This is a genomic window from Cryobacterium flavum (genome assembly GCF_900103805.1).
Classification (GTDB): Bacteria; Actinomycetota; Actinomycetes; order Actinomycetales; family Microbacteriaceae; genus Cryobacterium; species Cryobacterium flavum.
On sequence record NZ_FNIB01000033.1, the window covers coordinates 1 to 4,403 of the forward strand.

General features: G+C 60.9%; 5 protein-coding genes. 2 read left to right on the forward strand and 3 right to left on the reverse strand.

Annotated elements, in window-relative coordinates:
• Positions 1-134: 134 nt before the first annotated feature.
• From BLS91_RS19290 to BLS91_RS19300, 3 genes are all read right to left on the reverse strand, one after another.
• Complete coding sequence (locus tag BLS91_RS19290; RefSeq protein WP_092342679.1) at positions 135-473, reverse strand: ArsR/SmtB family transcription factor; 339 nt, start codon at positions 471-473, stop codon at positions 135-137.
• A 228-nt stretch (positions 474-701) separates the two neighbouring features.
• Positions 702-1,301, reverse strand: a complete 600-nt coding sequence (locus BLS91_RS19295) for a CDP-alcohol phosphatidyltransferase family protein (RefSeq protein WP_092342681.1) — start codon at positions 1,299-1,301, stop codon at positions 702-704.
• Positions 1,298-1,903, reverse strand: coding sequence for a DedA family protein (locus BLS91_RS19300; RefSeq protein WP_092342683.1), 606 nt, complete (start codon positions 1,901-1,903; stop codon positions 1,298-1,300). The genes BLS91_RS19295 and BLS91_RS19300 overlap by 4 nt, the downstream gene beginning before the upstream one ends.
• Positions 1,904-2,010: 107 nt before the next feature.
• Here BLS91_RS19300 and BLS91_RS19305 point away from each other — a divergent pair, with 107 nt between their 5' ends.
• Both BLS91_RS19305 and BLS91_RS19310 read left to right on the forward strand, forming a co-directional pair.
• Positions 2,011-3,453: a sensor histidine kinase gene (locus tag BLS91_RS19305; RefSeq protein ID WP_092342685.1), complete on the forward strand. Its 1,443-nt coding sequence runs from the start codon at positions 2,011-2,013 to the stop codon at positions 3,451-3,453.
• Positions 3,450-4,169: a response regulator transcription factor gene (locus BLS91_RS19310; protein ID WP_092342687.1), complete on the forward strand. Its 720-nt coding sequence runs from the start codon at positions 3,450-3,452 to the stop codon at positions 4,167-4,169. Before BLS91_RS19305 ends, BLS91_RS19310 begins: the two co-directional genes overlap by 4 nt.
• The last annotated feature ends 234 nt before the right edge of the window (positions 4,170-4,403 follow it).

Sequence of the window (4,403 nt, forward strand, 5' to 3'; positions counted from 1 at the left end):
GGAACGTGCGGGTCGCGGCGTAGGCTGCAGTGAGGCGCCCCCAGTCCTCACCCATTGGATTTTCGGGGGCGTGTTCGGTCGTCGAGGTGTAGCCGTCCAGCGAGATGAACAGGTCGATGCGAACGCGGGTCATGTCAGGTTTCCTTCGGGGTTGTGCAGGTCATGTGGATGCCGAGCCGGTCGGCTTGGTGTGCGGCGGGGGTTCGTTGCTCGCCGAGCCACAGGTGTAGGACGTCGAGGGCGCCCGGTCGCAGGCTCATGGTGCGGACGCGCCCATGCTTCTGTGACGTGATCAGTCCCGCGTTCTCGAGGACGCGCAGGTGCTGCATGAGCGACGGCAAGGCCATCGAGAACGGTGCCGCGAGTTCGGACACGACGGCGGGGGACTTCGCCAACCGTTCCACGACGGCTCGGCGCGTCGGATCCGCGAGAGCGCGGAGCACGGCATCGAGCTCGTCGCGATACTTAGGCACATACCTAATTATTCTTGAAGGGCAGGGATTCGTCAACCGGCTCACGCCAGGAACGTGTCCCGCGTTTGAAGAGTGTCCGGAATTGATCGTTTAGCACCAGTGTCATTTTCCGAAGTCGTCTGCACAACGGCCCCTGTGTTTCCGGGGTTGTGCAGGCGAGAGTGTGTCGAGGGCAATGAGGAACTGGGCGTTCTTCATGGTCCGTGACAGATAACATCCGCGATAGCTTCAGTCCCGTCCGAGAGTTGTGGCTGGTGCATGCGGTACATCTTGTCGGAGCAGTTGTCGTAGATAGCCGATGCCGGCAGCGATGTGGAACAAGGCGCCGAGCACCAAACCGACCTGTCCGATCAACAAGGCCAATCCCATCCCTGGAATGAGGCCGCCCGTGACGATGGACGCGCTGATCATAATGAGCGCGGTGCGAATCTTTCCGATCCAGGTGACCGAGAGCTGATGGTTCCGGTGTCGTGCCAGGAAGACGCTTCCGACGATCAGATCGACGAGGAGGATGACGATGATTACCGACCAGGGAATTGCACCGATGATCGTTAGTGCGATGCCAAGGCAGCCGATCCCCAATCGGTCGGCGATCGGGTCGAGGATCTCCCCGAGCCGTGTCTCTTGGCCGAGCCGCCGAGCGAGGAATCCGTCTACCCAATCCGTCGCGCCGAAGAGCACCGTGAGAGCGGCAGCTGTGAGCGGCTGAGCACCCGACAACAGAAGGGCCACGATCGGGAAGATCAGGACGAATCGGATAACGGTGACGAGATTTGGGATGGTCCACCACTCGGGTCGCGGCCGGAGAGTCCGATCTTTCGTATTCATGCGGTTCTCCGCACCCGCCGGATAACGAAGAACCCAACAGCGGCAGCCACCGCTACCGCGATCGCAGGGATGGTCGTGTGATTGGCGAATTCAACAAACGCGAAACCGAGCGCGGCGCCGCCCAGCACCCAGAGAAACGACCAGATGACGGCTGCGGTGCCGGAGGCGAGAGCGAACCGCCGGTAGCTCATGAGTGCCGCTCCTGCTGCTGCGGCGACCAAGGTTCGAACGCCGGGCAGGAGCCGAGCGACGATGATGAGCCAGAAACCGCGTCGTTTGACGAAACCGGTAGCCGCGTCCCAACGATCGACTCCGATTCTCCGCACCACCCGTGTGTTCACCATCTTCACGCCGAGTTTCCTTCCGATGAAATACCCGATGTGGTCGCCAATGAATGCCCCGACGGCAGCGACGAGTACGGCAAAGATCAGAAGAGGACTATCACGGAGGGCGACCGCGGCGAACACCAGAACAGTTTCCCCCGGCAGAATGGCACCGAGGCCGAAGGCCGCGTCCACGATCGACGCAATTAAGACGACCGCAAGGATGATTCCGATGTACTCACTGACGGAGTCAAGGAACAAAGTGATGTTTTCGAGCATGCAAGAAACGCTAGAAAAGCCCCGCTACCGTCGATAGTGACAAAGGTGAAGCCGCGAACTAACGAAGGCGAGTTCTTTCGTCTGCCAGGTCTCCCTAGGGTGGGAGGATGCTCGACAACAATCCGACTCCGCACACACGACGTGCGCGCAATACCAACACGACAGGCGCTGCTGTTGTTGGAGCCTTACTCGGAGTCGCCTCTCCGTGGACGGACGGCTCGGGTCTGGTGCTATTAGGCACCACCGCGATCATCATCGGCTTCTGCGCCTCTCTGTGGAAGCCATCTTTCGGCGTCGTGATGGTCGCAGTGGCGGCCTCGCTCATCGCTGCGACACTGTGCGGACTGATCTCGAGTCCATCGTGGGCCGGTGCCATCCTCGGACTCGTCCGCGGCACGATTTACACCCTGTGCCTCGTCGTCCCCGTTCTGACGGTCGCCGCGCTTCGCGGACGGCGGGCCTATCTCCAGCGCGGCTGGGATCTGGCCCTCGCCGAGGCACGGGAACACGATGCTCGCGTCGAGCAGGCCGTGATGCGGGAACGAGACGCGATGGCTAGTGAAATCCACGACGGGTTAGGGCATCGGTTGACGCTGATCGCCGTCCAAGCCGGCCGCCTCTCCCTGGACGACACGTTGCCAGCAACGGCGAGAACGGAGCTGCAGAGCATCCGGGCCAATGCCGCCGCCGCGTCCGACGAACTCGGCGAGACCGTTCGACTAATTACCGAAAGAGACTCCGGCATCACCGCCTCGCTGAGCGGCCTCAGCATTGAAGACGTACTCGAGCGCGCGCAATCCTCCGGTATCGAGGTAAACAGCACCCTCGCGCCAGACATCGAACGATTCACCAACAACTACTCTCGCGCCGCTCTCCTCCGGGCACTGCAGGAAGGACTCACGAACGCCGCAAAACACGCACCGGGCACGAAGGTGAACATCGACATCAACATCGACGGAGACGAAGTCGAGTTACGGATTCGCAACCCCGATCACGGCACGACACCGACCCTACCTATAACGGGCCACGGTATCCTCGCCTTGCGACACCGAGTCGGGATCCTTGGCGGAACCCTGGACGTGAATCGTAGTGAAAACTTCACCCTCATAGTCCGACTCCCAAGATCGGCAACTCCATCCTCAGCCGCTACCAGTACACACCAATCTCGGACCGAGCTTGTCACCGCCGCGGACAGCAGCTCCGACCGGAAACGCCGTCGCACGACACGGGCCGCCTGGCTAGTTCCCATCGTTCTCCTCTCCACCGCAGCGCTAAGCGCGATCGGTTACTTCGCTTATGCCAACGTCGCGTCAGTCCTGACTCCCGAACGGTTCGCCGCCATCAACACCGGTGACATCCGCACCAAAACCGAGCTCCTTCTTCCGGCAGTGGAAATGCTCGACGCCCCGCGAACGTCTCTGGCTCAGCCCCCGAGATCGACGTGCGAGTTTTATGAGGCCTCGATAAGTTTCTTCGACCGCGACGATGTCTTCCGAATCTGCTTCGTCAACAACCGCGTTCTCGCCACCGACACGATCCTCGCCCCATGACTGGAAATCTCACCGGTGACACCCCGTCCGACAGCCCCCACCAACAAAGAGACGGTCTAATACGAGTCCTTCTTGCCGATGACGATCAGCTCGTGCGCGCTGGGATCGCCGGCATCCTCTCCACAGCCTCGGATATTGTAATCACCGCCGAAGCCTCAGACGGAACCGAAGCGCTTGAACTGGCTCGACGGCACTCGCTGGACGTCGTCGTTCTCGATATCCAGATGCCCAGACTCGACGGTATCCGCACCCTTGAACAGCTGCGGCGCGAGCAGCCACACGTGCCGGTCGCAATGCTGACCACGTTCTCCGATGAGGCCTACATTGCAGAGGCCATCACCCTCGGTGCGCTCGGCTTTTTCCTGAAATCGGATGACCCGCGTCACTTGATCGGCGGCGTCCGCGCTCTCGCAGGCGGCGGTGCCGCATTCTCACCGCGGGTCGGCCGGTGGCTGGTCCGCCAAGAAACCGGCGCCCGTTTCGGCCGCTCAACACGAGCCCAATCAACTGCGCGCGAACTAACCCACCGACAACGCGAACTGCTCGCCGGAATCGGGCGAGGCAAGTCGAATGCCCAGATCGCAAAATCCCTGCACCTTTCGGAAGGCACGGTGAAGCAGTACCTCAGTGTGCTCTTCACAGCGCTTGGCGTCGAGAATCGTGTGCAGGCGGCGATAATCGCATACGAAGCCGACCTCCTCAACGAACGCCCATAAGACGTCGGCGGTTTCAAATGGTGGAAGCAGCAGAAAATCTTCCCATCAACACCGTCATATAGATCCGAAAGCCCCAACTTGAACCGTCCCTGATTTCTTGCCGCTTTCTTTCTAGTGAAAGGATTCGGTTATGCCCAAGAAATACCCAGATGAGGTTCGTGAGCGAGCGGTTCGTATGACGCTTGATCGTGTGAAGGATTACCCGTCGATGTGGGCCGCGTGCCGCGAACTGGC